We start from the raw sequence: 25641 nt of genomic DNA on the forward strand, positions 1-25641 counted from the left end.
ATCCAGCCTCATTACGCCGTGAGAGAATGGGGTAATGGTGCGCGGTGACGGACAGCTTTCCCATGATCTACTTCCCGGCGAAAAAGGCCCCCAGGATGCCTGCGGCGTCTTCGGCGTGTGGGCCCCCGGCGAGGAAGTCGCCAAACTGACCTACTACGGGTTGTATGCGCTGCAGCACCGCGGCCAGGAGTCAGCGGGCATCGCCACCAGTGACGGCACCCGGATCAACGTCTACAAAGACATGGGCCTGGTGTCCCAGGTCTTCGACGAGGCCACGCTGAACACCCTCACCGGCCACATTGCGGTGGGCCACTGCCGCTACTCCACCACCGGGTCCTCCAACTGGGCCAACGCGCAGCCCACCCTCGGCGCCACCGCCGTAGGCACCGTTGCCCTGGCTCATAACGGCAACCTCACCAACTCGGCCGATCTCTACCAGACCGTCCTCAACCGCCATGGGAAGCCGCGCTCCGGAGAGATGGCGCAGGGCAACACCTCGGATACAGCCCTGGTCACCACCCTGCTGGCCGGGGATGACGGCCGCTCCCTCGAAGACACCGCCATGGACCTCCTGCCCACCATTGAGGGCGCGTTCTGCTTCGTGTTCATGGATGAGGGCACCCTGTACGCCGCACGCGATCCCCACGGTGTCCGTCCGCTGGTGCTTGGCCGGCTGGAACGCGGCTGGGTTGTTGCCTCGGAGCAGGCTGCGCTCGCCACCGTGGGCGCCAGCATCATCCGTGAGATTGAGCCCGGCGAGTTCATCGCGATCGACGAGGGGGGCGTCCGTTCCCGCCGCTTTGCACCGACCACGCCGGCCGGTTGCGTTTTCGAGTACGTCTACCTTGCCCGGCCCGACGCCTCGATTGCCGGCCGCTCGGTCTATGATTCGCGCGTCGAAATGGGCCGGCAGCTGGCCCGGGAGAACAAGGCGGAGGCCGACGTCGTCATTCCGGTTCCGGAATCCGGCACACCTGCCGCCGTTGGTTTCGCTGAGCAGTCCGGGATTCCGTTTGCCCACGGATTCGTGAAGAACGCGTACGTGGGGCGCACCTTCATCCAGCCCAGCCAGACGCTCCGCCAACTGGGCATCCGGCTGAAGCTCAACGCGCTGGAGTCCGTCATCAAGGGGAAGCGGATCATCGTGGTTGATGACTCCATCGTCCGCGGCAACACCCAGCGGGCCGTGGTGCGGATGCTGCGCGAGGCCGGCGCCGCCGAAGTCCACATCAAGATCTCCTCCCCGCCGGTGCGCTGGCCTTGCTTCTACGGCATCGACTTTGCCTCACGCGCAGAGCTGATCGCCAACGGCGCGGCAGTGGATGAGATCGCCGCGTCGATCGGCGCAGACAGCCTGGCCTACATTTCCGAGGACGGCATGATCGAAGCCACCAAGCAGCCGCGGGAGCGGCTCTGCACGGCGTGCTTCACCGGGGACTACCCGATCAAGCTTCCCGAGGAAGACCGCCGCGGCAAAAACCTCCTTGAGCGGGCTGATCCGGCCGAAAAGCCGGGCGCCACCGGCTGCGACCCCGGGCCGGGCAGCGAACTTGAGACCCTCCTCACCGAAGCAGACAAGAAAGAGCGGGTATGAGCTCACCTGACCCCATCACCTATGCAAGCGCCGGAGTAGACGTCGAAGCCGGCGATCGGGCGGTGGAGCTCATGAAGGACGCCATCAAGGCCACCCACACAGCCAATGTTGTCGGCGGCGTCGGCGGTTTCGCGGGTCTCTACGATGTCTCGAAGCTGCTGACGTACCGCAAGCCGCTGCTCGCCACCTCAACTGACGGCGTGGGAACCAAGGTTGCCATCGCGCAGGCCATGGATATCCACGACACCATCGGATTCGACCTGGTGGGAATGGTTGTGGATGACATCGTGGTGGTTGGGGCGGAGCCCCTCTACATGACCGACTACATCGCCTGCGGCAAGGTGGTCCCTGACCGCATCGCAGCTATTGTGCGCGGAATCGCCTCCGCTTGTTCCGTCGCGGGAACGGCCCTCGTGGGCGGCGAGACCGCCGAGCATCCCGGCCTCCTGGGTGAGCATGAATATGACGTCGCGGGCGCCGCCACCGGCGTCGTGGAAGCGGACGCACTGCTTGGCCCTGACCGGGTGCGCGAGGGCGATGTCATCATCGGCATGGCGTCCTCCGGCCTGCACTCCAACGGCTATTCGCTGGTCCGCCGGGTCATCAACCAGGCCGGCTGGGCACTGGACCGGCAGGTCTCGGAACTCGGGCGCACGCTCGGTGAGGAACTCCTCGAGCCCACCCGCGTCTACGCGGCCGACTGCCTGGACCTCGCCCGGCATTTCCCGCTCGATTCCGACGGCGCCGTCCACGGTTTCAGCCATGTCACCGGCGGAGGTCTTGCCGCCAATCTCGCGCGCGTTCTGCCGCGTGGACTTGAAGCAACCGTGGATCGCTCCACCTGGTCGCTTCCGCCGGTTTTCAGCCTTGTGTCCGAGCTGGGGAGCGTACCGCTGCCGGATCTGGAGCGCACGCTGAACCTTGGTGTCGGAATGGTGGCGGTCGTTTCCGCCGCAGGAGCCGACAGCGCTGTTGCACGGTTGAACGATCGCGGCGTTCCCGCGTGGGTCATGGGCCAGGTGGCACGCGCTTCCCATGAGAGCACCGACGGACCTGATTATGTGCAGGGTGCAAAGGGTGTGGATGGCGGCTCCGTGCGGCTGGTCGGTTCCTACGCCTGATCTTCTTCGGGAGCCCCGCTCGGCGCTGTTCCGGGCGGGGGCCCCGAAACTGTCCCAGGGCGGCGGCTACCGAGCCGCATCACAATTCCCGGGCACAACAAGAACCAGCGGCCTGACGTGATCGTCGTGGCCGCTGGTTCTCAACGTCTTATGCGAGCGTTCTGCTCAGAAGAGGAGGTTATCCGATGCGGCGGGTGCCGCCGTCATCCTCTTCATCATCAAACTGCTCCGCGTATTTGTCCTCATACGCCGAATAATCCGGCTCAACCGGATCATCATGGCGGGAGGCACGACTACCGGTTGCCTTGAGCTCGCGTTGCAGCGCCGAGTAGTCCGTGGACGGGCTGAAATACTTCATGTCCCGTGCCTGCTTGGTGGCTTTCGCCTTCTGACGGCCGCGCCCCATGGCGTGACCCCCTTTTTGCGTCGATCCGGAGGTGGTCGCCATGGCCAACAAAATAACGGCGTAGCGAGGCCCCGGAGTATCCGGTTAATGTGTCGTATGTATAGGTTACATGGTTTCTCGGGCCGAACGTGCGGGCCCCACCGCCGGATGGAGCCGGAGACCCAACGAAGGTCTGCCTCCATGCGGGAAAAGCCCATTGTTAGCTAGAGTCGTGGGGTAATCATGACCATAGCCAGCCCGCCGTTCCGGCAGGCGCATGAGGGGGGCAGTTCACTATGAGTGATCAGCCGGACACGCCGGAGGATGACAAATCGGCATCGGCAGACGCTTCCGTTCCGGAGCCCGAGATCCTCAAGGCCGAGGACGTTCACCTTGCGGATCCGGATGTCTCCGGGGATGCGGTGGAACCTACCCTCAACACCTCGGCCGAGGATGTCCGGCTCATTGAACCGTCCCTTGGAGCGGCGGAAATCAGCGGGGACGCAGCCGAAGCCGCCTCCTTGGATGATGCGGCTGCAGAGGCCGCGCAGGTAGCGAAAGAAGCAGAGGACGTCGGCACACTGGTAGCCGGCCCCCGTCCCACCGAGGACCCGGCTGAGGCTGCCGCGCCGGCGGGCACTGCGCCTGCCGGCGGCGCAGCAGGAGACGCCCCGCCAGGCGGATTGACGAGTTTCGCGGCATCAGGCACCGAGCCGGCCTGGACAGGCCCGGGCAGCGATGAGGCCCGCTGGGACGCGTTGTTCGACGCCGGCCAAGCTGATGCGTCCGCCGCCGCCGTGAAGGCCGACGAGGTTACAACCGCCGCCGGGGACCCGCAACCAACCGACCCCACCGGAACTGGAACCGGAGCTGGAACCGAGACTGAAGTCGCCGCTGAACCCGGAACTGAAGAACCGGAAGCAACCAGCGCATCCTCAGATTCGGCCGCTCCCGAAGCGCCGTGGGCCCAACCATTCGCGAGCGGGCAACCGCAGGCTCCCGGGAGCCCTGTTCCGCCTGTGGGCGGGCCCTATGGCCTTCCACCGGCGGGAGGGGATGACCCTGCCCCTACGCGCATCCGAGCCCGTTCCGCCGGCCGCTCTTCCCGCGGCGGAAGCCGGAAAAAGCTGATCATTCTGGGTGTTGCAGGACTGGTGGTGCTCGCCCTGTTGATCTTCGCGATCGCGAGCATCGTCAATGCGCTGGGTGCGGACACTTCCGATGCCGCGTCCTCTGCCAGCACCACTCCGGGTGCGGACGGCATCATCGCGGAAGGCATCTCGCCCCTCGAACTCGTCGCCGGAGACTGTATCCACGGCTTCGATTCCACTGACCTCAGCGCTGACGTCACCACCGTTACGTGCACCACGCCGCACAATGCCCAGCTATTGGCCACCACCTCCTTCCCCGAGGACTCGGAGTTCCCCGGGGAAGCTGCACTGAATGCCAGCGGAGACGATCTGTGCAACTCGGTGGCGATTGATGAGAACGCGGCCGCAGAGTACGCGGGCCTCACACTGACCCAGGTTACCCCGACGTCGGGTACCTGGGCGGACGGCGACCGGCGCATCGACTGCTTCGTAGTCTCCGATGAAGGCAACGTCATCACAGACACCCTGCTGGCCGGGTGACCGAAAGAAGTGCCTGGATCCCCGTACCGACGCCGCCGGCACGGGGATCTGCCACTTTTAGGCCGTAACGCTGCCGACGCTCAGCCCTGCTGCCCCGTCCGCTGCACGGTCAACCCGGACCTTGTCGCCGTCGCTGATTTCTCCTGACAACAATCCGCGCGCGAGGCGGTCGCCGATCTCACGCTGCACCAGGCGGCGAAGCGGCCGGGCACCGTACGCGGGGTCAAACCCGGTGAGTGCCAGCCATTCCCGCGCGGCGTCGGTGACATCGAGTGTGAGCCGGCGGTCCTGAAGCCGGGCCGCGAGCGCAGCCACCTGCAGATCCACAATCTGCGAGAGCTCCTCAATGCTGAGCGCGTCGAACATGATGATGTCATCGAGCCGGTTGAGGAACTCCGGCTTGAAGCTTGAGTTAACCACCGACATGACCGCATCCCGGCGCGCGGCCTCATCCACGGTGGGGTCCACCAGGAACTGGGAACCCAGGTTGGATGTCATCACCAGGATCACGTTGCGGAAGTCCACCGTGCGGCCCTGACCATCGGTGAGCCGGCCGTCGTCGAGCACTTGAAGGAGGATGTCAAACGCCTCGGGATGAGCTTTTTCCACCTCGTCGAGCAGCACCACGCTGTAGGGCCTGCGCCGGACCGCTTCGGTGAGCTGCCCGCCCTCCTCATACCCCACGTACCCGGGAGGCGCGCCGACCAGCCGCGCAACCGCATGCTTCTCCGAGTACTCGGACATGTCGATGCGGATCATTGCACGCTCATCGTCGAACAGGAAGTCCGCGAGGGCCTTGGCGAGTTCAGTTTTACCTACACCGGTAGGCCCGAGGAAGAGGAAAGATCCGGTGGGCCGGTCCGGGTCCGAGATCCCGGCACGGGCGCGACGCACTGCATCGGAAACCGACGCAACGGCCTTCTTCTGGCCGATCAGGCGCTCACCAAGGTTTTCCTCCATGTGGAGCAGCTTGTGGCTTTCACCCTGCAGCATGCGGCCCGCCGGAATACCGGTCCACGCAGAGATCACCTCCGCAATGTCCGACGCCGTGACCTCCTCCGCGACCATCAGCTCCGGCGAATCCGCGGACCGCTCCTCCTCAGCCTGCGCGGCATCAAGTTCCCGCTGGACCTGCGGTATCTCGCCGTAGAGAATGCGGGAGGCAGTCTCGAAATCACCCTCGCGCTGGGTGCGTTCCTGCTGTGAGCGCAGTTCATCCAGCTTCGCCTTCAGATCGCCGATGCGGTTCAGCCCGGCCTTTTCCGCCTCCCAGCGTGCGTTCAGCGCGGCGAGCTGCTCCTTGCGGTCCGCCATGTCCGCGCGAAGGGCCTCCAGACGCTCAACCGAGGCTTCATCAGACTCACCCTCGAGCGCAAGTTCCTCCATGGTGAGGCGGTCGACGGCGCGCCGCAGCTGGTCGATTTCCTCTGGTGCGGAATCGATCTCCATCCGCAGCCGGGACGCCGCTTCATCCACCAGGTCGATGGCCTTGTCCGGTAGCTGGCGTCCGCTGATGTACCGGTTGGACAGTGTTGCGGCCGCAACCAGCGCCGAGTCCGCGATGGACACCTTGTGGTGGGCTTCATAGCGTTCCTTGAGTCCGCGCAGGATGCCCACGGTGTCCTGAACGCTTGGCTCACCGACGTAGACCTGCTGGAACCGGCGTTCGAGCGCCGCGTCTTTCTCGATGTTCTCCCGGTACTCGTCCAGGGTGGTGGCGCCGATCAGGCGCAGCTCGCCGCGGGCGAGCATGGGCTTGAGCATGTTGCCGGCGTCCATGGACCCTTCCGACGCACCCGCTCCGACAACGGTATGCAGCTCATCGATGAAGGTGACCACCTGTCCGTTCGAGGCTTTGATCTCCTCAAGGACCGCCTTGAGGCGTTCCTCGAACTCCCCGCGGTACTTGGCACCGGCGATCATCGAACCCAGATCGAGGCTGATGAGCGTCTTGCCCCTCAATGACTCAGGAACGTCCCCCGCGACCATGCGCTGCGCCAGGCCTTCCACGACGGCTGTCTTGCCGACCCCCGGCTCACCGATCAGCACGGGATTGTTCTTGGTACGGCGAGAGAGCACCTGCACCACTCGGCGAATCTCGGTATCACGCCCAATGACCGGGTCCAGCTTGCCCGAGCGCGCGATCTCCGTCAGGTCCACACCGAACTTCTCAAGCGCCTGGAAGGTGTTCTCAGGATCAGGGCTGGTGACGCGCCGGTCCCCACGCACGCCCGGGAGTGCCGCAATCAGCGCATCACGGGAGGCTCCTTCCTCGCGCAGAATCCGGCCTGCAGGCCCGGAGTCAGCGGCGATCCCGAGGAGGAGGTGTTCGGTGGAGACGAAGGAGTCCCCCAGCGATTCCGCCTCCTGCTGCGCAGCGGTGATGACCCTCAGCATGGGCTGTGAAAACTGTGCCTGGGCAACGGATGAACCCGACGACGACGGCATCGCCTTGATCGCGGCGCTCGCCTTGACGCTGACACTGTCAGCACCCACACCGGCAGCCGAGAGCAGCGCGACAGCCACACCGTCCCGCTGATCCATCAACGCCTTGAGTACGTGTGCGGGCTCCACCTGGGGGTTTCCTGCGGTGGAGGCATTCATAGCGGAAGCAGACAGTGCTTCCTGGCTCTTGGTGGTGAACTTGGTGTCCATGCTGGCCCTCCTGCATTAGCGCAAACTACTAAGTTGAGTGTACTACGCTCAACTTCACGCCGCAGTGCTCGGAGGGCGTTTTCACTTCAGGCGAACCGCTGCCGATGCACAGAGCCGCCTCAGGCCTCCCTGCCCTTCGACACCCAGCCGGGGTTGGCACTGCGCTCGCCCACCACGAGGTCCGCAGCCGCATCCAGCACATCCAGATCCGCGTCGGAAAGCGTCACCGAAAGCGCGCCTGCGTTCTCGTCGATGCGCTCCGGTTTGCGGGTGCCGGGAATCGGAACTACCGGAAGCCCAAACTTGGAGCCCTGCGCCCCGAGCCAGGCAAGGGCCACCTGCGCGGGCGTGGCTCCGGCATTGACGGCCACCGCTTGGACGGCTTCCACCACGGCGGCATTGGCATCCATCGCGTCCGCGCTGAACCTCGGCACGCGATGCCGGAAGTCGCCGGCAGAGAGTGACCGGGCCTGGACCGTCCCGGTGAGGAACCCCCTACCGAGCGGCGAATAAGGCACAAACCCAACCCCGAGCCGTACAGCTGCGGGCACAACCTGACGTTCGACGTCCCGGCTCCAAATGGACCATTCGCTCTGTACGGCGGCGATCGGATGCACGGCATGGGCGGCCGACAACTCATCCGCAGTCACCTCTGAGAGTCCCAGATGGCGCACCTTTCCCGCTGCAACCAATACCGCCATCGCGTTGACTGTCTCTTCGATCGGTACGGAAGTATCACGCCGGTGCATGTAGTAGAGGTCGATGACGTCCGTTCCCAGCCGCCGCAGGCTGGCTTCTGCTGCGCTTTGCACATAGGCAGCATCTCCGCGGACGCCCGTGTAGCCTGAAGCCGGGCTCCCCTCGATTCCGAACTTGGTGGCGACTTCCACCTCGTCCCGCCGCCCCTGGAGCAGCCGGCCAACGAGTTCTTCGTTGCTGCCCGCACCGTACACGTCAGCCGTGTCGATGAACGTCACGCCGGTGTCGACAGCATGGTGGAGCGTTTTCAGTGCCTGTTCCTGATCGAGCCCGCCGTAGACATCGGTGAGCGCCATGCCGCCGAATCCCTGGGCGCTCACGGTGAGGCCGGTTGCCAGTTCAGTTCGGATGAGGGTCATGCCCTCGATGGTATTCCGCTGACAGGCCGCCCGACAGGCCTGCGCGGCGTATGTGGACAAGCGGGATCATCCGGGAAGCACCTAGGCAATAATGAACCCATGGGGAAAACCAACATCACGTCCGTCCTGACCGTTGCCGCGTTGGCGTTGACGCTGACCTCCTGCTCACAGGATGGTCCTACGGCCGAGGATGCAGCCACACGCCTCGCCGAGGGCTTGGCCAGCGGGGACCTGAGCAGCGTTGCTTTTGCCGCCGTCTCCGGTGAGGATGCCACAGCGCAGCTCGAAGAAATCACCGCTGCCCTTGACGCGGTTTCACCGAAGGTTTCCGTTGCGGGCGTGGAATCGACGGGAGAAGACACCGCAACGGCCCAGCTGAATCATGTGTGGGATCTTGATGACAGCGACAAGGATTGGACCTACACCACCACCGCCGAGCTGACGCTGGTTGATGACCAATGGCAGGCGGGCTGGGATCCCTCCGTCGCCGTTGACGGCCTCAGTGCCGAAGCTTCGCTTGCGGTCTCCCGCACACCGGCCGAACGCGCGGAAGTCCTCGGCGCCGGTGGCGAGGTTCTGGTGACAGACCGCCCGGTCATCAGGGTGGGCATCGACAAGACGCGGATCGATGCTTCCGGGCTTGAATCGTCGTCCGCCGCGCTGGCCGAACTAGTCGGCATCGATCCTGCCGCCTACACAGAACAGGTGCTGAGTGCCGGCGAGCAGGCCTTCGTCGAGGCGATCGTCCTGCGTGACAACGAGGACCGCCCCGTCTCGGACGAAGAGATTGACGCTATCCCGGGAGCATCCGGCATCCCGGACACCATGTCCCTTGCCCCCACCCGCACCTTTGCCCGGGAGCTGCTGGGGTCCGTTGGGCCGGTGACGGCTGAGCTGGTGGAGCAGTCTGCTGGTCGCCTCGAACCGGGTGATGTTGCGGGCTTATCGGGTCTTCAGTTGCAGTATGACGAGCAGCTGGGCGGCACCCCCGGGATGGTCATCGAAGCCGTGACCGGGGAGGGAGAAGCACGCACCAGCGAAGTCCTCTTCGAGAAGGCGCCGGTTCCCGGAGAGCCGCTGGAACTCACACTTGATCCGGCGCTGCAGACACTGGCAGAGAACGTGCTCGCAGAAGAACCCTCGGCATCCTCGATTGTGGCTATCCGGCCGTCAACTGGAGAAATCCTGACGGTCGCGAACGGCCCCGGCAGCGAGGGTTTGCAGACCGCACTGCTTGGCCAGTATCCGCCCGGATCTACCTTCAAGGTGGCCACATCACTTGCCCTGCTCAAGAACGGCTTCACCCCGCAGACCCCCACCAGCTGCCCCGAGGAGCTGGTGGTCGAGGGGCGCGCGTTCAACAACGTGCCGGGGTATCCCGCGCAGTTCACCGGGAAAATTCCGCTCCTGCAGGCCGTTGCGCAATCCTGCAACACTGGCTTCATCTCACAGCGCGACGTCGTTTCCCAGGAAGCGCTGGCCTCGGCTGCCGCGGACCTGGGCATTGGAATCGACGTTCCCATTGGAACCCCCGCTTTCTTCGGCTCGGTTCCGACGGAGGCGGACGGCACTGCTCATGCAGCATCCATGATCGGGCAGGGCGAGGTCCTGGTCTCCCCACTGTCCCTGGCCATCATGGCCGCCTCGGTCGGCGCCGGAGAACGGGTGGCACCCACGCTCCTGGCAGGGACCGCAGCGCCGGAGGAGGCGCCGTCGTCGTTGGCTTCTGCTGAGCCCTCAACTGAACAAACAGCAGAAGCCCAGACACAGCCGGCTCCAACGCCAAGTAGCCTGACGGCCGACGAGGCGGCAGCACTTCGGGAGATGATGGGCGCCGTCGTCACGGTGGGTGGTGCGCAACTGCTCGCGGATATCCCGGGCGAGCCGGTCCTCGCCAAGACCGGCACGGCCGAATTCGGCACGGAAGATCCGCCCCGGACGCATGCCTGGGTGGTAGCTCTGCAGGGGGATCTTGCGGTTGCCGTTTTCGTTGAGGAGGGTGAACGCGGCTCCATCTCCGGCGGCCCGCTGATGGAGGAATTCCTTCGCGGGGCCGGTCAGTAGCCGGGCCGCTACCGCAACCGCTGCAGGTACCGGCTGCCCGATGTCGGAACGATCTCCTTGCCGATCGTTCCTGGTAGCCACTGTTCTGATCGACGCAAAAACGCCTCTGCCCACCGAGTTGTTCGTCAACTCGGTGGGCAGGGGCGTTTCAAGGATGCTACCTAGCGGCCGCGGCGCTCATTCGACGCCGGTGCGCTCGCCCTGCGTGAGCCGGCTCCACGCGAGCCCGCCGGACGTCCAGCCGACGACGGCGCGTGACTGCGCTGCCCGGAACCGGCCTGCGCCTTGCCCTGCGAACCACGGGTACCGCCGGTGGCGCTGTGAGCGGCGACGTCACCCGAACGCGCCGGACGCGGGCGGCGGGTGCGGTTGCCGCCGGCTGCTGCACCCTCACCGGTACGACGACGCTCGCCGTCGGTACCGAAACGTGCTGCCTGCGGCTGGTCCTTGCGGCGCTCTGCGCGGTTGCCTTCTGCTCGGTTGCCCTGTGCGTCCGCTGCCACGCGGCCGCGTCCGCCTGCTGTTGGGGCTGCACGCCGGTTTCGCTTGCGCTCGGCGTTTGCTCCGGTCGAGGAGCCGCCACCGCGCGGGGTCTCCCGCTGGGCCAGCAGGGCGGCGCGGGTGCGTGGGTCGACTTTCTCTGCAACATCGCCGATGAGCTTGCCCACCAGCGGGGAGGTCGCGGAGACGTTCTCGAACCCGACGCTCACTCCGGCTGCCTTCATGAGCTTCTGCACCTCACCCTTCTGCTCGGGCAGGGTGATGGTCACAACGGTGCCGTCAGAACCGGCGCGTGCAGTACGGCCGGAGCGGTGGAGGTACGCCTTGTGCTCAGTGGGCGGGTCAACGTGCACCACGAGCTCGACGTCATCCACGTGGACGCCGCGCGCTGCGACGTCGGTCGCGACGAGAACCCGGACATCTCCGGTGGAGAACTCGGCAAGGTTGCGGTCACGCGCATTCTGCGAGAGGTTGCCGTGCAGATCGACAGCGGGGATGCCGGCGTCGGTCAGGGTCTTGGCAAGCTTCCGTGCGTGGTGCTTGGTGCGCATGAACAGCACCCGCTTGCCCTTGCCGGAAGCGAGCTGCACAATGAGCTGCTTTTTCTGGGTCTGGTCACCGATCAGCAGCACGTGGTGCTCCATGGTGGTGACCGAAGCCTGCGTGGTGTCCACGGAGTGGGTCAGCGGGTTGGACAGGTACCGCTGCACGATCTTGTCCACGCCGTTGTCCAGGGTGGCCGAGAACAGCATGCGCTGGCCCTCGGTGGGCGTGGTGTCGAGGATCCGCTTGACGACGGGGAGGAAGCCGAGGTCAGCCATGTGGTCGGCCTCGTCAAGCACGGTGATTTCGACCGACTCGAGCGTAACCAGCTTCTGGCGCATCAGGTCTTCGAGCCGGCCGGGGCAGGCAATAACGATGTCGACGCCGGCACGCAGCGCCTTCTCCTGGCGGGCCTGTGACACGCCACCGTAGATGACGGTGGTGTTGAGACCGAGTTCGGAGGCCAGAGGCTCAACGGTGGCGTTGATCTGCGTAGCGAGCTCACGCGTAGGAGCAAGGATCAGAGCCAGCGGACGGCCGGGCTTGCGGCGGTAGGCAGCTTCGCGCTCGGCAAGACGCGACACCATAGGCAGCGCGAAGGCCAGGGTCTTGCCGGAGCCGGTGCGGCCGCGGCCAAGGACGTCCCGGCCCGCGAGCGTGTCGGGGAGGGTCTTGACCTGAATGGGGAACGGTTCGGTGATTCCCTGGTCGGTGAGGGAACGGACCAGCGCTGTGGGCACGCCAAGCGCAGCAAAGGTAGTCATGTAAAGTACACGAACTTTCTTCTCATCTTCCCTGCGCACCGGTTGGTGCCCAGAGTCCGCCGAAGGAAAGTCAGACAGTGTCAACCGCTCTCACGATCTTGGGAGATAGCGCGGGACAAAAGAATGCGTTCATCGACGCAGGCTGCGGCTGAAGGAACCCGGAAATCTCCAGGAAAAGCTCCAGATGCCGCAAGCAAGTGAAACAAGTCTATCAGTGGTCCGGTTGCGCTCCTGACGACGGTTGGTGAGGATGGGGTTTGTGTGAGCAAGCCCACCATGCCTGCCCACCGACACCTCGTCATCCACGCAGGAGGAACCATGTCCACAGCCGCCGCTATCCGCTCCCATGCTGCAGATTTATCCGGGGAAGTGACGGAGTTGCGCCACCGGCTACATCAGGAGCCGGAGATTGGACTGCACCTTCCACGGACGCAGGAAAAGGTCTTGGAAGCGCTCGATGGACTCCCCTACGAGGTGAGCGTCGGCAAGGACACGACGTCGGTGACGGCCGTACTGCGCGGAACGGCACCGTCGTCGGCCTCCCAGAAGCCGGTGGTGCTGCTGCGGGGCGACATGGACGCGCTTCCGGTGCAGGAGCAGACCGGTGCGCCCTACGCGTCGCGCATCGATGGCGCGATGCATGCCTGCGGACACGACCTGCATACGGCGATGCTCGCAGGAGCCGCGCGAATCCTTGCCGACCGGCGTGATCAACTGGCCGGCGACGTCGTCCTGATGTTCCAGCCGGGTGAAGAAGGTTTCGACGGCGCAGGCGTGATGATCCGCGAGGGTGTGCTTGAGGCAGCCGGGCGGCGGCCCGACGCCGCATACGGCATCCATGTGGTGTCCTCGCTGCTGCCGAACGGTCTGTTTGCAAGCCGACCGGGAACGTTGATGTCAGCATCGGATGGGCTGTATGTGACCGTCCACGGCGCCGGCGGTCATGGATCAGCGCCCCACCGTGCGAAGGATCCGGTCACCGTTGCAGCGGAGATCGTAACCAGCCTCCAGACGATGATCACCCGCCAGTTCGACATGTTCGACCCCGCGGTATTGACCGTTGGTCTGCTGCACGCCGGAACCAAGCGCAACGTCATCCCCGAATCCGCGCGCATCGAAGCGACGATCCGGACGTTTTCCGAGCAGAACCGGGAGCTGATGCGCACCGCCATCCCCCGGCTGGTGAACGGTATCGCCGAGGCGCACGGGCTCCACGCGACGGTCGAGTATGAAACGGAGTACCCGCTGACCGTGACGGACGCGAGCGAGACCTCGAACATCGAAAAGCACGTCCGCGACCTCTTCGGCGACGAGCGGTACACGCAAATGGTGAACCCGCTGAGCGGCTCCGAGGACTTTTCACGGGTGCTTGCGGCCGTGCCCGGAAGCTTCGTCTTCCTGTCCGCGGTTCAACCCGGTGTGGATCCGGCGGGCACCGCCTTCAACCACTCTCCCTACGCTGCCTTCGATGACAGCATTCTCGCTGACGGCACCGCGCTGTACGCGCAGCTGGCCGTGGCACGGATCGCCGAGTTGTCCGGCGTCTGATCCAGGGCACGATCCAGCGGCACCATCCAGCGACACCGCGCTTTTGCGGGCCTCGCTACGCTTATACCGATGAGCACGCGCCCTGAACCCCAGCCCTTCCTTACCCAACCCGTATCTTTCGTCCGCCGAGGCTCCCGCCTGCAGGGCCGCCGTCGTGATGCCTGGGCTGAACTGTCTGAGGGCCTGGTGGTGGATGTGCCCCGCAACACTGCAGCGGACACGTCCGTGGATCCTGCCTGGGAGTACGACGCCGCTGCCTCCTTTGGCCGCGACGCCCCGCTGGTGGTGGAGGTCGGGTCAGGACTCGGAGAAGCGGTGGCGGCCGCCGCGACGGCCGATCCCGACCGCAACTTTCTAGCGCTCGAGGTTTACAAGCCGGGGCTCGCCCAGACCCTGCTGCGCATCGATCAGGGCGGGCTCACCAACGTCCGCGTTGCGCAGGTGAACGCGGCAGAGGCTCTGGCCACCATGATCCGCCCGGCCTCGGTTGCTGAACTGTGGGTGTTTTTCCCGGACCCCTGGCACAAGACCCGCCATCACAAGCGCCGGCTGGTGAAAGACTCCTTTGTTGCGCTCGCCGGCCGTGTGCTGTCACCGGGCGGCATTCTGCGCCTCGCAACCGACTGGTCCGACTACGCAGTGCAGATGCGCGCGGCCGCCGATGACTCACCGCTTTTCGAGAACCTGCACGACGGCGAACGCGCCGGCTCCGACAGCCCGCTCACCCAGATCTGGGCCAGCGGTGTAGAGCACGAGGTCGGCGGAACGCCCCGCCGCGAGGGGCGCGAACCAGCCGGGACGGCTTCCGCCCAGGAAGGCGAAGACTCGATCGGCGGCTGGGCGCCGCGGTTCGATGGCCGCATCCTGACGAGCTTCGAGAACAAGGCCCACGACGCTGGCCGCTCGATCTTCGACCTGGCGTACCGCCGGGTCCGGTAGCGCTGCGTCAGGCGCGGACGTCGGAAAGGTGATGGACGACGTCGTGCAGCCCGTACTGGGCAAGGGTTTCCACGGTGAAGCGCGAGCCGTTGCTGCGGCGTCCAACCCGGTCCCATTCACGAACTGACTCCAACAGGGCTGCGTAGGCCTCCCCCGCTGCCGCCAGCTCGCCCGCTACGCGGCCCGGATCCTCCGCCGCATAGTTCTTCTCCCGGGCAGTGCGGTCCTGGTCCCAGTCCTCGAAAATGGGATCTTCCTGCGCCAGCATCAGCTCGGTGCGCTCCCTGAACAGGACGTAGACATCCCGGACGTGAGCAGCATACTCAAGCATTGACCAGGTGCCCTCATCCGGGCGGTCCCGCACGTCAGCCCTGCCAAGCGCCTTCCGCCACCGCGGCAGGTCCAGCCTGTGTTTTCCCGCGATGCTTTCGGACGGATAGTCCGACGCGTCGAAGCCGCACTGGGGGCAGGGACGCTCGAGCACCCAGGTCCAGTCTTTGGTATCCGGTTCAATCGCCATAGGAGGAAGCGTATCCAGACCTACCCCTTCGCCTGCATCCTGTGACGGTGAATTGCACCTTGCCTCTTGCGACAAACAGGTTTGTGCCGCAAAGTAGTTTGCGTGAACTCGCGAAAGAAGCTCAGTGACGGCGCACATCAGGCCGACGACGAACGCCCTCTGGACCTGAACGCCGCGCTCAACGTAGTTGAGGCCGCAGAAAGGCGTGCACGACGGGAACTGCGTGGCAACGGTGCGTGGGTGTATCTCCTGTGGGCCCTCACCTGGCTCAGCGGGTTCGGCACCCTGCATGGATCCCGCAACGGCTGGATTCCTCTCGAGCCCGAAACCGCGCTCACGCTCTTCGGCTTGCTCGTTGCCGCCGGTGTAGCGGTGACCATCGTGATTTTCGGCCGTCAAGGCCGGGGTATCCGCGGGCACTCACGCTTCACGGGAGGCTTCTATGCGCTCGCCTGGATTTTGGGGTTCATAGTCATGGGGGCATTGAGCGGCACGATCGGGATGGCAGTGGACGACTTCTGGCTCCGGGGGATGCTCATCAATGGCATCGCCATCCTGATTGTCGGCCTGCTGTACATCACGGGTGGCACCACCTTCAACGACGTGGTGCAGGTGGTCATGGGCGTCTGGTTCCTCGTGGTGGATATCGCGTCGATCATCGCAGGACCGGAACATTTCCTCACCGTGTTCTTCATTTTCGGTTCCGGCGGCTTCTTTGTGGGGGCCGTAGTACAGGCGCTCCGTCAGCGCCGGAGGCCGACGCATGCCTGAGCTCGACCCCGTGATCCATGCCGAGTCGCGGTTGCGGGCCATCACCACGCTGAACGAAGTCGGCGAGCGCAACCGCATCGCCTTCACCAAGCTGCAGAAGATCCTCGACATGACGGCCGGCAATCTCTCAACCCATCTGCGCAAGCTCGAAGACGCCGGCTATATCACCGTTTCCAAGACCATCGAGGGCCGCACCCCGGCAACCTACGTGGCCATCACCCCGGCGGGGACCGCCGCCTACGCCGCCTACCGCCTGGCACTACATCAACTCCTCACCACCGAACTTACGGAGAAGTCATGACCTCACCAGCAGCACTGGTACAGCGCCATCCGACTACGACGGCGCCGCTCGCCTCTGCGGAGGCAGTCACCAAATCCTTCGGAAGGACCGCTGCGCTCACCGGAGTGAGCCTGCAGATCCACCCTGGCGAATCTGTGGGGCTTCTTGGCCCGAACGGTGCCGGCAAGTCAACCCTGATCGGGCTGCTGTCAGGGCTCCGGCGGCCTGACTCGGGAACCGTCCGGCTATTCGGAGAGAACCCTTCCCATCCCCGCACGCGCTTACGGCTCGGCATCACTCCGCAGGCCACTGCGGTTCCGCAGAACCTGACAGTCCATGAAGCCGTGCAGTTTGTCGCACGACATTACCCGGACCCCATTCCGTCCGCACAGCTGCTGAAGGATTTTGGGCTGGTGGAGGCGGAACGGAAGCAGTGCGGCGGCCTCTCCGGCGGCCAGCAGCGGCGCCTGCTGGTAGCGCTGGCACTTGTGGGAAGGCCGGAATTGGTCATCCTCGATGAACCAACCACCGGTCTGGACGTGGACGCACGCGAGACGCTGTGGAGCCAACTTCGCACTTACCGCAGTTCCGGCGGCACGCTGCTCATCACCAGCCATTACCTCGAGGAGATTCAGGCCCTCTCCAGCCGGGTAGTGGTGATCGACCGGGGCACGGTCATTGCTGACGGAACGGTGGATGATATCCGCAGCCGGGTGGCAGTCAGCAAGGTGTCCTTCCTAACGGACCTGCCCGCGTCGTCGTTCCTGTGCCTCCCGGGCACGGTGGACGTCACGGTCGCTGACACCGGACGCACCACCGTGGTAACCCAGGACGCCGACGCCACAGTCCGGCAGCTGGTTCAGGACGGGTTGCCGTTCTCACAGCTTGAGGTCCATGGGGCAACCCTCGAAGAAGCCTTCCTTTCCCTCACCGCCAAGGAGCAGCAATGAGCACCGTCACAGGACCTGACGCCGCGGCTCGTCACAACACCGCGACGGCACACACTGCGCCGTCCCAGCTTTCACTGATCCGCACGCATACGAAAGCACAGCTCCTTGAGCAGCTGCGCATTCCGGTCGCGGTGATCTCCTCGGTGGTATTTCCGGCACTGGTGCTGATGTTTTTCGTGGTGCCGCAGCCGGCGGTGACTGCCGATCCGATGGCCTCGCTGGAATCGATAGCGCAGCTTGGCGTGTTCGGTGTGATGAGCGCGTTCCTGTTCAACTACGGAGTCGGAGTGGCGGAGGACCGCGCCAACCCGTGGAGCAGCTATGTCCGCTCACTCCCGGTGGGAGCGCTGCCTGGAATCCTGGGGAGAGCGGTGACCGGAATGCTGTTTGCGTTCATGTCGCTGCTGCCGGTCCTGATTCTGGGCGCCTTGCTCACCTCCGCACCGGACGCCTTCACCAGCGGCGACCTGCCCTGGTGGCGCGTTCCCTTCGCTGTAGCGGTGTGGCTGCTGTGCGGGCTGCCGTTCCTGGCGCTTGGGCTGTTCATCGGGCACCTGTGCACCTCGAAGGTAGCCGTTGCGGTGACGCAGGTGGTGTTCTTCCCACTGGCCTTTGCGGGCGGCATGATGCTCCCACCGCTGATGTTCCCTGAGTGGCTCAACACGCTTTCGCTGTTCCTCCCCTCGCGTGCCGCACGGGACCTGTCCGTCTTCGCGCTCACCGGTGAGGGGCTGCACTCGACCACCGTCGTCTGCCTGCTGGCGTGGCTGCTGGTACTGGGAGCGGCAGCGCTCTGGGCTGCGCGGCGCGATCAGGGCCGCCGCTTCCGCTGACCCCTTCGCGTTCCTGTCCCTCCGCTCAGTCGAACGACGACGACGGCAGGTCCCGCTCCCCCGCAGCCATCGCATCCACAATCCGCCGCGCAACCGCATCCGGGTCCTTGCCCTGCGGCAGGCGGGGTGCCTGGCCATCGATTGGACGGGTAGCGAGGCCGGTCTCGGTATGGGGTGGCCGCACGTCCAGCACACGGACACCGCTGCGGCGCAGTTCGAGAGCGGCTGCCTTCCCGAAGGCACTCAGGGCTGCTTTGCTGGCCGAGTACGCCGCCATTCCTGCGGTGGGACTATCGGCGACGACGGCGCTGATCTGAACCACCTGCCCGCCCTTCTCCAGGCGCGGAAGCACTGCCCGCAGAAGCCGGGCATAGCCTACGAAGTTGGTGAGGAGCAGCTCATCCAGGGTGTCGTCGTCGAGCTCCGCCAAGGCGCCGAACGCAACCACACCGGCGGCGTACACCACGCCGTCCAGCGGTTGGCCGTCAAGCGCATCGACGATGCCGGCCGGACCGCCCGGCAGCGTGAGGTCAGCGGCGATGGACTGAGCGCCAAGCCGGCCAGCGAGCGCACCGAGTTTCTCCTGGTCCCTGCCGCTGAGCGTCAGTTCAGCTCCCCTGGAGCTCAGCTCCCCCGCGATGCGCGAGCCGAGCTCACCCGTTGCGCCGACCACCAGGAACTGTTTGCCGCTGATTCCGTTGCCATTGAGATCATCCATTGCCTGAGCCTAACAACCGGCCCTGACGGTTCCCCCTGAAGTGCCCGGGCTGTCAGGCGGAACTTGGACGGTTTCCCTGCACCCGACCCTTCAGCTGGCGGAGTTCCTGCTCGGCAGCTTCGCGTGCTTCCAGCTCACCGAAGGCGTCTTCGAGCTTCCCGGAAGTTGGGTCTGACCAGGCGAGTTCTTCCTGCGCAGCCTGCAGGTGCCTCAGCCGCCGGGCTTCCTGCTCCGCCTCGCGGGCAGCGCGGGCGGTTTCCATACTGTTGCCTGCGGAGGACGAGACTGCTCCCCGAACGTCCAGCGCTGCCTGGGTTGCACCGTGCTGAGCCTTCAGGGATTCGTAGCGCACCGCGTTGTCCTGCAGGGAGGTTTCAAGCCAGTACAGGTCTGACTCCAGCGAGCGGAACTGCTGATCGACGTCGTCGCGTTGGCGGGTCAGTGTCTCGAGTCTCTTCTGGATTTCCAGGGCGCGGCGCAGGGCTGACCGGGCGGCGTCGTCATTGTTGTTCGCGACCGCCCGTTCCGCTTCCCGGTTGCACGCATCGAGATCTGCAGCTGCTTGCCGGGCAAGGGTATCCACGCGATGGCGGACTGCGGCGAGGTCAGCGACGCTGCGGCGCGCGCGGTCGAGGTTCTCTTCCTGTTGGCGCTGCGATTCGCCGAGGGCGGTGATGGGATCGCCCGGTTCAAGGGCGTTTCGGCGTGAGGCGATGATGCGTGAGATGCGGCGTCGGACGGACACTGGCGCTAGGCCCGCCGGGTGCCGGTGCCGTAGGCGGCGTTCCAGGTCCTCAGCGCGCCGATCTCCATGGTGAGGCGGGAGGTGGCCCGCTCCAGCTGCCTGCTGCCGGTTTCCTGGTGTACCTCCAGCAAGGTACGGCGCAGCTGGGCCGACAGTTCGCACAGGGAGTTGACCTGCTCTCCGATGCTGTTCGCGAGGTCCTCGCGCAGCGCGCGGTTAGGTTCACGCTCAGCAAGTGCTATGCGTTCGCAGAGTACTGCCTCGGCGCGCGTGAGGTCATCCGCCGTTGCCGCCAGATCACCCGTCGGAGACCCTTGCGCGATGGCGGCGGCAACTGAACGGCGCGTGGCGCCAGTGGAACGCTCCAGCTGGAGCCGGAGCCTTGCGAGCTCCCGCGCCGAAGCGTCCGTGGAAAAGGAACGCAGCCGGCTGGAGCCGCGCTCGATCCGGCGACGGAGAATTACTGAGCGACGGATGCGGCGCACAATCAACCAGGTTCCGGTTGCAGCGCCAATCGCGAGGATTCCCAGGACGGCACCCCCGAAGAGGAGAAGCTGGAGAACACCCTCCAGCAGGAATTCCGCGGCGTCAACGAACTCTGATTCAGGCATGTATCTAAGTGTGCCGTGGAATTGCAGGTTGCGCCACGTGGGAAGCACCGGAGCGGTCAGCGGGTTGGCTCGCCGCGCCAGATCATCAGTGCCTGGCTGCGCGGGCGGGGACGCTGCCCGCGGGCGAGGGTAACCACGTCGCCCGCGAGACCGGCAGCGAAAACACGGGTGGCCTCGGACTTCCGGCGCTGGGCGAGTTCGTCCGTGAGTTCACTCACCCGGTGCTGGAGTGCCAGGACCTGGTTCTCCAACTCCAGGATGCGCCTGATGCCCTCGAGCGAAACGCCTTCCTGGGAGAGCCGCTGCACCTCACGCAGGACATTGACGTCACGCTGTGAGTAGCGCCGGGCACGCCCCGGCGCCCTGCTGGGAATCACGAGGCCCAACCTGTCGTATTGACGCAGCGTCTGGGGATGCATGTCCGCCAACTCCGCCGCAACGGAGATGACATAGATGGGCATATTGATGTCAACAGGCATGTGTCGCTCCCCTTTCGCTGGCTAGCTCTCCCACACCTTAGAGCCGCGCCTTCTCGGCAAGATTGACCCGTGGATCAGCGTCTTTCGTGGCGTTCGAGAAGGCGTCCACTGCGGCTGCGGCGTCTTTGTTCAGATTTTGTGGAACAACGATGTCAATTGTCACCAGGAGGTCGCCGGTTGCCTTCGACGTCTTTACTCCGCGGCCCTTCACGCGCAGGGTCCTTCCCGAGGGAGTGCCTGCCGGGACTTTCACCGTGACCTTCTCGCCGTCCAGGGTGGGCACCTCCACCTGCGCTCCGAGGGTCGCTTCCGGGAACGTGACCGGCACGTGTACACGGATGTTGTCGCCGTCGCGCTGGAAGAAGGAATGCGGTTTCACATTGACGGTGACCATGAGGTCCCCGTTGCCTGCGGCTCCCGGCTGACCCTTGCCGCGCACACGCACTTTCTGGCCGTCGCGGATGCCGGCTGGAATGCGCACGTCGATGACTTCGCCCGATGGTTCACGCAGGCCGATGGTGGTCCCGCGGATTGACCCTGCGAAGGAGATGCTGGTGCTGGCGGTGCGGTCCGCGCCCTTGCGGGGCGGCGTCTGGTAGCCCGGAAAACCGCCGCCGGACGAGTAGCCGCCTGCGCCCCCGAACAGGTCAGCGAACTCCGGTGGCAGGTTACTGCCGCCGCCGAAGCCGCCGCTGCGTTGACGCCCCGCGGACTGGCCGAAGAGGTTCCCGAAGACGTCATCGAAGCCTGCGCCGCCGGCTGGGCCGCCGGGGCCCCCTGCGGTGAATCGGGCGCCGCTTCCCATGGCGCGGATCGCGTCATACTGCTGGCGTTCCTCAGCGTCGGACAGCACCGAGTAGGCCTCGGAAATGTCCTTGAACATCTTGTCAGAGCCCCCGGTGCTTTGGTTCTGGTCCGGGTGGTGCTTCCGCGCGAGCTTCCGGTAAGCCTTCTTGATGTCGGCGTCGGAGGCGTCCTTGGGCACACCAAGAATCTTGTAGAAGTCCTTGTCGACCCAGTCCTGACTGGCCATCTGACCCCTCCTCTCTATAACTCTCTAAGTTGCCTGTTCGTGGAAGCGTTGCGTCCTTTCCCTCCGAGGAAGGGGGCTTTAATATTCCGAAGCGAGCTCTGCGAGTCTCGGAATTTCGTTGCCCCCGGTCGGAGGGAAAGGACGCGCTCAGCTACTCCGGAACTGCGACGATCACCTGGGCGGCACGCAGGACGCGGTCATTTTTCTTGTAACCCACGCGCAGGATCTGGCTGACGCTGTCGAACTGGACCTCGGCGCTGGGCTGCTGGATGAGGGCTTCGTGGATGTTCGGGTCGAACTCCACACCGGTCTCATCGATGCGGGACAGACCGTAGGTCTTCAGCGCGTTCTCCAGCTTGGTGGAGATTGCTGCGAAAGGACCGTCCGCGAGGTCGCCGTGCTGCCGGGCTGCGTCAATGTCGTCGAGAACCGGCATCAGCGAATTCAACACGCCGATCACTGCCATGTCCCGCGCGACGTCCCGGTCACGCTCCACGCGCTTGCGGTAGTTGACGTACTCCGCCTGCAGCCGCAGGAAGTCGTTCCGGAGCTCGGCCTCAACATCGGTGGAAGCAGCCGGAACCTCTTCGCCGCCACCGGCCTCGTTGAGGATGACTTCCGCCTGGGCCAATGCGTCCTGGCCGTCTGCAGGGCCGTCGGTCGGGGCTTCGGACTCCTGACCGGCACCCGCTGAGGGCGCCGAACCAGTGTCATCCGAGCCGGCGGTCCCGCCGGCATCCTGCTGCCCACGGACCTGGCCGGTTTCCGGGTCGATCTTCCGGTTGTCCCGGAAGCTGACCGGCTCCTGATGCTCTTCTTCGTTTCCGTGGTGAGGCATGGCTACTTCTTCTCGTCTTCGTCAACAACCTCGGCGTCTACGATGTCCTCATCGTCAGCCTTGGTGCCGTCTTCGCCCGGCTCACCGCTTGGGGCAGCACCGGGACCGGTGGCGCCTTCCTGCTGTGCCTGGGCGTAGATGGCTTCGCCCAGCTTGCTCTGCGATGCCTGGAGCTTCTCGAAGGCGGCCTTCACCTCATCATCATTGTCCTGGGTTTCCAGGGCCTTCTTGAGGGCGTCGACGTCAGCCTGAACCTCCGTCTTGACCTCTTCCGGCAGCTTGTCCGAGTTATCGGCAATGAGCTTGTCGGTCGAGTAGGCCAGCTGCTCGGCACCGTTACGGGTATCAGCTGCCGCACGGCGCTGCTTGTCTTCGGCAGCGTGCTCCTCGGCGTCACGGACCATGCGGTCGATGTCTTCCTTGGAGAGCGAGGAACCACCGGTGATGGTCATCGACTGCTCAGTGCCGGTGCCCTTGTCCTTGGCGGATACGTGCACAATGCCGTTGGCATCGATGTCGAAGGTCACCTCGACCTGCGGTACGCCCCGCGGCGCAGGGGCAATGCCGGTGAGCTCGAAGGTACCCAGCGGCTTGTTGTCGCGGGTGAACTCGCGCTCGCCCTGGAAGACCTGGATGGCCACGGACGGCTGGTTGTCATCCGCGGTGGTGAAGGTCTCGCTTCGCTTGGTGGGGATGGCCGTGTTGCGCTCAATCAGGTGGGTCATCACGCCGCCCTTGGTCTCGATGCCGAGGGACAACGGGGTGACGTCAATAAGGAGTACGTCCTTGCGCTCGCCCTTCAGCACACCTGCCTGCAGTGCTGCGCCGACTGCAACAACCTCGTCCGGGTTGACGCCCTTGTTGGGCTCCTTGCCTCCGGCAAGCTCCTTGACCAGTTCAGAAACGGCAGGCATACGGGTGGAGCCACCGACAAGCACGATGTGATCGATGTCGGCTACCTTGATGCCGGCTTCCTTGATGACGTCGTTGAACGGCTTCTTGGTGCGATCGAGCAGGTCCTTGGTGAGGTCCTGGAACTTGGCACGGCTCAGGTGTTCGTCCAGGTGAACCGGGCCGTCAGGGGTGACGGACAGGTACTGGAGGGAGATGTTGGTCGAGCTGGCGGATGACAGTTCCTTCTTGGCCTGCTCAGCGGCTTCCTTGAGGCGCTGCAGCGCGATCTTGTCCTTGGACAGGTCTGCACCCTTTGCCTTTGCCTGCGCAAGCAGGAAGTCGACGACGCGCTGATCCCAGTCATCGCCGCCGAGGCGGTTGTCACCGGAAGTTGCGCGCACCTGGATGGTCGAGAACTCATCCTCGTCCTTGCCGACTTCGAGGAGGGACACGTCGAACGTTCCGCCACCGAGGTCGAAGACCAGGATGAGCTCATCTTCCTTGCCCTTGTCCAGGCCGTAGGCGAGCGCGGCAGCCGTGGGCTCGTTCACGATGCGCAGGACGTTCAGGCCCGCGATCTCGCCGGCCTCCTTGGTGGCCTGACGCTCAGCGTCATTGAAGTAGGCCGGAACGGTGACGACGGCGTCGGTCACCTTCTCGCCCAGGTAGCTCTCGGCGTCAGTCTTCAGCTTCTGCAGAATGCGCGCGGAGATTTCCTGCGGAGTGTAAGTCTTGTCATCAACCTGCTTGGTCCAGTCCGTTCCCATGTGGCGCTTGACGGAGGCGATGGTGCGGTCGATGTTGTTGACTGCCTGGCGCTTGGCGATCTCGCCGACCAGGACCTCTCCACTCTTGGAGAAAGCGACGATGGACGGAGTGGTGCGGGCGCCTTCTGCGTTGGCGATGACGGTGGGCTCGCCACCTTCGAGCACGGAAACGACGGAGTTGGTGGTTCCGAGGTCAATACCTACTGCACGTGACATGCGTATTTCCTTTCAGCGAGTCGGCGGCCTTGTGGCCATCAACCAGAAATTCGGGATTCCGCCCAGATTGAGCGTTCTGCACTCAACTGTACTCCGCTCGCCACGGATGTCAATTTGAAGTTGAGTCAGGAACACTCAACTAGAATCCTGCACTGCAGTCTCGGGCATCTACAGCCAGCTGCAAACGGTCAGAGGCAGCGTGGCTGGAACTTGGCGTCCGCCGGGCCGTCCTGGGCGAGGGCATGGGTCACGAGCCTGTGCACTACCGGATCGTTCGGTGCCTGGTCGTGCTCGATCAGGTCAAGGGCGCACATGTCCTGGATGGTGATGTTCGTGACCTGCCGTGCAGGGCCCGCCAGGAATTGGCTCGTGTAGGGCGTCACGACCTCGTCATATCTGGTGCTGATGACCGTATAGGACGGCCCACTGACCGTGTCGCCAATCGAATTGAGTTCGGTGAGGAACGGCGAACCTGCCTCCTGATCTGCGCAGGCCTGGCAGAGAAAGCTGGTATCCGACGTAGTGAGGGGCGCGTCCTCGCCTGCCGGCACCAGGACTCCCTCGGTGCCATGGTTCGAGGGCGCAATTCCCACCAGGTGGTTGACCTTCTTCGCCCCGCCCAGGAAGCCGATGTAATAGCGCGGCATCATGCCGCCCTGGCTGTGTCCCACCAGGTCAACTTTCCGGGCTCCGGTGGCGGCGAGAACGGCGTCGACGAACGAGCCAAGTTCCGCTGCGGAATCGGCCACGGGGCCCGTGGCGTCAATACCGTTCGTGGTCCCGTAGTTAAGGGCGAATACGCAGTACCCCTGTCCGGCCAGCACCGGGGAGAGCGTGGACCAGTTCTTCACCATGCTCTCGAAAGTTCCCGGCACCAGGATGACGGGATGAGGGTGCTCCTCGCTCGGCGTGCAGGACCAGTTGTTGGCACCGGGCGGCGAAATGTCCTCGGTGTCGGCAGCGGCGGGAGCTGCCCCGGCGAGGCTTCCGCCTAGCAGGGCGGCGGTGGCAAAGATTGTCGACAGGCGGTGCGGCATGGTGAAACCTCTTCGTATCATCGACGCTCCCCGGGCGGGAGCGGGCATCGCACAGACGCTAGCTACTCGCCGGTAGCAACCGCAAT

General features: G+C 65.0%; 23 protein-coding genes. 10 read left to right on the plus strand and 13 right to left on the minus strand.

Features of this window, described 5'->3' with window-relative positions; all coding sequences use genetic code 11:
- The first annotated feature begins 34 nt into the window (after positions 1–34).
- Both purF and purM read left to right on the plus strand, forming a co-directional pair.
- Positions 35–1594, plus strand: coding sequence for an amidophosphoribosyltransferase (purF, locus tag AC1MBU_RS15005; protein ID WP_277357779.1), 1560 nt, complete (start codon positions 35–37; stop codon positions 1592–1594).
- The gene (purM, locus tag AC1MBU_RS15010) at positions 1591–2715 is read left to right on the plus strand and encodes a phosphoribosylformylglycinamidine cyclo-ligase (RefSeq protein WP_277357780.1); all 1125 of its coding nucleotides are present in this window, start codon (positions 1591–1593) and stop codon (positions 2713–2715) included. The genes purF and purM overlap by 4 nt, the downstream gene beginning before the upstream one ends.
- A 178-nt stretch (positions 2716–2893) precedes the next feature.
- Here purM and AC1MBU_RS15015 read toward each other — a convergent pair whose 3' ends face one another.
- Entirely contained in the window at positions 2894–3121 is a 228-nt protein-coding gene (locus AC1MBU_RS15015; protein WP_056543382.1) for a DUF3073 domain-containing protein, read from the minus strand.
- Between the two features lie 275 nt (positions 3122–3396).
- On the opposite strand from AC1MBU_RS15015, the gene AC1MBU_RS15020 reads away from it, so the two are divergent.
- Positions 3397–4731, plus strand: coding sequence for a septum formation family protein (locus AC1MBU_RS15020; protein WP_471672127.1), 1335 nt, complete (start codon positions 3397–3399; stop codon positions 4729–4731).
- Positions 4732–4788: 57 nt separating this feature from the next.
- On the opposite strand, the gene clpB is transcribed toward AC1MBU_RS15020, so the two are convergent.
- Positions 4789–7386, minus strand: a complete 2598-nt coding sequence (gene clpB / locus AC1MBU_RS15025) for an ATP-dependent chaperone ClpB (protein ID WP_277359836.1) — start codon at positions 7384–7386, stop codon at positions 4789–4791.
- A gap of 119 nt (positions 7387–7505) precedes the next feature.
- Positions 7506–8504: an aldo/keto reductase gene (locus AC1MBU_RS15030; RefSeq protein WP_479787817.1), complete on the minus strand. Its 999-nt coding sequence runs from the start codon at positions 8502–8504 to the stop codon at positions 7506–7508.
- 99 nt (positions 8505–8603) lie between these two features.
- Between AC1MBU_RS15030 and AC1MBU_RS15035 the strand changes: the two genes are divergently transcribed.
- Positions 8604–10568 (plus strand): penicillin-binding transpeptidase domain-containing protein, encoded by a 1965-nt coding sequence (locus AC1MBU_RS15035; RefSeq protein ID WP_479787819.1) that lies wholly within the window; start codon positions 8604–8606, stop codon positions 10566–10568.
- A gap of 161 nt (positions 10569–10729) precedes the next feature.
- Here the strand turns inward: AC1MBU_RS15035 and AC1MBU_RS15040 are convergent, their stop codons facing one another.
- Complete coding sequence (locus AC1MBU_RS15040; protein ID WP_479787821.1) at positions 10730–12376, minus strand: DEAD/DEAH box helicase; 1647 nt, start codon at positions 12374–12376, stop codon at positions 10730–10732.
- A 318-nt stretch (positions 12377–12694) separates the two neighbouring features.
- Between AC1MBU_RS15040 and AC1MBU_RS15045 the strand changes: the two genes are divergently transcribed.
- Positions 12695–13924: a M20 metallopeptidase family protein gene (locus AC1MBU_RS15045; RefSeq protein ID WP_479789807.1), complete on the plus strand. Its 1230-nt coding sequence runs from the start codon at positions 12695–12697 to the stop codon at positions 13922–13924.
- A gap of 69 nt (positions 13925–13993) precedes the next feature.
- Entirely contained in the window at positions 13994–14863 is an 870-nt protein-coding gene (gene trmB, locus AC1MBU_RS15050) for a tRNA (guanosine(46)-N7)-methyltransferase TrmB (protein WP_479787822.1), read from the plus strand.
- 7 nt (positions 14864–14870) lie between these two features.
- Here the strand turns inward: trmB and AC1MBU_RS15055 are convergent, their stop codons facing one another.
- A complete protein-coding gene (locus tag AC1MBU_RS15055; protein WP_277357358.1) occupies positions 14871–15383 on the minus strand; it encodes a DinB family protein in 513 nt (170 codons plus the stop codon).
- A gap of 102 nt (positions 15384–15485) precedes the next feature.
- Between AC1MBU_RS15055 and AC1MBU_RS15060 the strand changes: the two genes are divergently transcribed.
- Genes AC1MBU_RS15060 through AC1MBU_RS15075 form a run of 4 tightly spaced genes read left to right on the plus strand, consistent with a single transcriptional unit; the run spans position 15486 to position 18217 of the window.
- Entirely contained in the window at positions 15486–16154 is a 669-nt protein-coding gene (locus tag AC1MBU_RS15060; RefSeq protein ID WP_277357359.1) for a hypothetical protein, read from the plus strand.
- Complete coding sequence (locus tag AC1MBU_RS15065; protein WP_204532227.1) at positions 16147–16455, plus strand: transcriptional regulator; 309 nt, start codon at positions 16147–16149, stop codon at positions 16453–16455. The genes AC1MBU_RS15060 and AC1MBU_RS15065 overlap by 8 nt, the downstream gene beginning before the upstream one ends.
- Positions 16452–17384 carry an ABC transporter ATP-binding protein gene (locus AC1MBU_RS15070; RefSeq protein ID WP_277357360.1) on the plus strand — a complete coding sequence of 311 codons (933 nt, stop codon included), beginning with the start codon at positions 16452–16454 and terminating at the stop codon, positions 17382–17384. Before AC1MBU_RS15065 ends, AC1MBU_RS15070 begins: the two co-directional genes overlap by 4 nt.
- Positions 17381–18217: an ABC transporter permease gene (locus AC1MBU_RS15075; RefSeq protein ID WP_277357361.1), complete on the plus strand. Its 837-nt coding sequence runs from the start codon at positions 17381–17383 to the stop codon at positions 18215–18217. The genes AC1MBU_RS15070 and AC1MBU_RS15075 overlap by 4 nt, the downstream gene beginning before the upstream one ends.
- Before the next feature lie 25 nt (positions 18218–18242).
- On the opposite strand, the gene AC1MBU_RS15080 is transcribed toward AC1MBU_RS15075, so the two are convergent.
- The 8 genes from AC1MBU_RS15080 to AC1MBU_RS15115 all read right to left on the minus strand — a co-directional run bounded on the left by AC1MBU_RS15080 (position 18243) and on the right by AC1MBU_RS15115 (position 25555).
- Complete coding sequence (locus tag AC1MBU_RS15080) at positions 18243–18935, minus strand: SDR family NAD(P)-dependent oxidoreductase (RefSeq protein ID WP_277357362.1); 693 nt, start codon at positions 18933–18935, stop codon at positions 18243–18245.
- 52 nt (positions 18936–18987) lie between these two features.
- Entirely contained in the window at positions 18988–19680 is a 693-nt protein-coding gene (locus tag AC1MBU_RS15085; RefSeq protein WP_479787825.1) for a PspA/IM30 family protein, read from the minus strand.
- A gap of 5 nt (positions 19681–19685) precedes the next feature.
- A complete protein-coding gene (locus AC1MBU_RS15090; RefSeq protein WP_479787826.1) occupies positions 19686–20291 on the minus strand; it encodes a hypothetical protein in 606 nt (201 codons plus the stop codon).
- A 56-nt stretch (positions 20292–20347) separates the two neighbouring features.
- On the minus strand, positions 20348–20770 hold the full coding sequence (locus AC1MBU_RS15095) for a heat shock protein transcriptional repressor HspR (RefSeq protein WP_277357365.1): 423 nt from the start codon (positions 20768–20770) through the stop codon (positions 20348–20350).
- A 37-nt stretch (positions 20771–20807) separates the two neighbouring features.
- A complete protein-coding gene (locus AC1MBU_RS15100; protein WP_479787828.1) occupies positions 20808–21803 on the minus strand; it encodes a DnaJ C-terminal domain-containing protein in 996 nt (331 codons plus the stop codon).
- A gap of 151 nt (positions 21804–21954) precedes the next feature.
- Positions 21955–22641, minus strand: coding sequence for a nucleotide exchange factor GrpE (locus tag AC1MBU_RS15105; RefSeq protein ID WP_056543333.1), 687 nt, complete (start codon positions 22639–22641; stop codon positions 21955–21957).
- A 2-nt stretch (positions 22642–22643) separates the two neighbouring features.
- A complete protein-coding gene (gene dnaK / locus AC1MBU_RS15110) occupies positions 22644–24518 on the minus strand; it encodes a molecular chaperone DnaK (RefSeq protein ID WP_056543330.1) in 1875 nt (624 codons plus the stop codon).
- 188 nt (positions 24519–24706) lie between these two features.
- Positions 24707–25555: an esterase/lipase family protein gene (locus tag AC1MBU_RS15115; protein WP_479787831.1), complete on the minus strand. Its 849-nt coding sequence runs from the start codon at positions 25553–25555 to the stop codon at positions 24707–24709.
- Between the last annotated feature and the right edge of the window lie 86 nt (positions 25556–25641).

Source organism: Arthrobacter sp. PTI12 (assembly GCF_056679915.1).

Excerpts from the sequence above, each read along its gene's own strand:
- AC1MBU_RS15020 (WP_471672127.1), top strand. The coding sequence starts at position 3,397 with ATGAGTGATCAGCCGGACACGCCGGAGGATGACAAATCGGCATCGGCA.
- AC1MBU_RS15015 (WP_056543382.1), bottom strand. The coding sequence starts at position 3,121 with ATGGGGCGCGGCCGTCAGAAGGCGAAAGCCACCAAGCAGGCACGGGAC.
- AC1MBU_RS15055 (WP_277357358.1), bottom strand. The coding sequence starts at position 15,383 with ATGGCGATTGAACCGGATACCAAAGACTGGACCTGGGTGCTCGAGCGT.
- purM (WP_277357780.1), top strand. The coding sequence starts at position 1,591 with ATGAGCTCACCTGACCCCATCACCTATGCAAGCGCCGGAGTAGACGTC.
- AC1MBU_RS15080 (WP_277357362.1), bottom strand. The coding sequence starts at position 18,935 with ATGGATGATCTCAATGGCAACGGAATCAGCGGCAAACAGTTCCTGGTG.
- clpB (WP_277359836.1), bottom strand. The coding sequence starts at position 7,386 with ATGGACACCAAGTTCACCACCAAGAGCCAGGAAGCACTGTCTGCTTCC.
- AC1MBU_RS15100 (WP_479787828.1), bottom strand. The coding sequence starts at position 21,803 with ATGGCCAGTCAGGACTGGGTCGACAAGGACTTCTACAAGATTCTTGGT.
- AC1MBU_RS15045 (WP_479789807.1), top strand. The coding sequence starts at position 12,695 with ATGTCCACAGCCGCCGCTATCCGCTCCCATGCTGCAGATTTATCCGGG.
- AC1MBU_RS15095 (WP_277357365.1), bottom strand. The coding sequence starts at position 20,770 with ATGCCTGTTGACATCAATATGCCCATCTATGTCATCTCCGTTGCGGCG.
- AC1MBU_RS15070 (WP_277357360.1), top strand. The coding sequence starts at position 16,452 with ATGACCTCACCAGCAGCACTGGTACAGCGCCATCCGACTACGACGGCG.
- trmB (WP_479787822.1), top strand. The coding sequence starts at position 13,994 with ATGAGCACGCGCCCTGAACCCCAGCCCTTCCTTACCCAACCCGTATCT.
- purF (WP_277357779.1), top strand. The coding sequence starts at position 35 with ATGGTGCGCGGTGACGGACAGCTTTCCCATGATCTACTTCCCGGCGAA.
- AC1MBU_RS15040 (WP_479787821.1), bottom strand. The coding sequence starts at position 12,376 with ATGACTACCTTTGCTGCGCTTGGCGTGCCCACAGCGCTGGTCCGTTCC.
- AC1MBU_RS15035 (WP_479787819.1), top strand. The coding sequence starts at position 8,604 with ATGGGGAAAACCAACATCACGTCCGTCCTGACCGTTGCCGCGTTGGCG.
- AC1MBU_RS15030 (WP_479787817.1), bottom strand. The coding sequence starts at position 8,504 with ATGACCCTCATCCGAACTGAACTGGCAACCGGCCTCACCGTGAGCGCC.
- AC1MBU_RS15105 (WP_056543333.1), bottom strand. The coding sequence starts at position 22,641 with ATGCCTCACCACGGAAACGAAGAAGAGCATCAGGAGCCGGTCAGCTTC.
- AC1MBU_RS15065 (WP_204532227.1), top strand. The coding sequence starts at position 16,147 with ATGCCTGAGCTCGACCCCGTGATCCATGCCGAGTCGCGGTTGCGGGCC.
- AC1MBU_RS15090 (WP_479787826.1), bottom strand. The coding sequence starts at position 20,291 with ATGCCTGAATCAGAGTTCGTTGACGCCGCGGAATTCCTGCTGGAGGGT.
- dnaK (WP_056543330.1), bottom strand. The coding sequence starts at position 24,518 with ATGTCACGTGCAGTAGGTATTGACCTCGGAACCACCAACTCCGTCGTT.
- AC1MBU_RS15115 (WP_479787831.1), bottom strand. The coding sequence starts at position 25,555 with ATGCCGCACCGCCTGTCGACAATCTTTGCCACCGCCGCCCTGCTAGGC.
- AC1MBU_RS15075 (WP_277357361.1), top strand. The coding sequence starts at position 17,381 with ATGAGCACCGTCACAGGACCTGACGCCGCGGCTCGTCACAACACCGCG.